The 309-nt window shown below is 39.2% G+C and carries 2 tRNA genes; both read right to left on the bottom strand.

Going from position 1 to position 309, the window contains the following annotated elements:
- Positions 1–71: 71 nt before the first annotated feature.
- Positions 72–148 (bottom strand) — tRNA-Met (locus AB4496_RS13575).
- A 52-nt stretch (positions 149–200) separates the two neighbouring features.
- Positions 201–285 (bottom strand) — tRNA-Leu (locus tag AB4496_RS13570).
- Positions 286–309: the final 24 nt, after the last annotated feature.

The raw sequence follows: 309 nt of genomic DNA, 5'->3' as shown, positions 1-309 counted from the left end.
TCTTTATAGTTATATCGATATTGGTGATTCAATATAACGTTGTTTGTACTTTTTCTTTCATAAAGAAAGAATGGTGGCTACTGCGGGATTCGAACCTGCGACCCCATCATTATGAGTGATGTGCTCTAACCAACTGAGCTAAGTAGCCAATAATGAATTTTTATGTATTCACTATTTTATCTCTAATTAAAGAGAAATAATGGTGCGGTCGGAGAGACTTGAACTCTCACACCTCTCGGCGCCAGAACCTAAATCTGGTGCGTCTACCAATTCCGCCACGACCGCAGCAAATCTTTATAGTTATATCGA

Origin of the sequence: Vibrio sp. 10N.222.46.A1, assembly GCF_041473595.1 — a bacterium.
In the GTDB taxonomy this organism is placed as follows: domain Bacteria; phylum Pseudomonadota; class Gammaproteobacteria; order Enterobacterales; family Vibrionaceae; genus Vibrio; species Vibrio tasmaniensis_A.
Note: the sequence above shows the minus strand (reverse complement) of the source record. Positions and strands in the feature narration are given on the sequence as shown.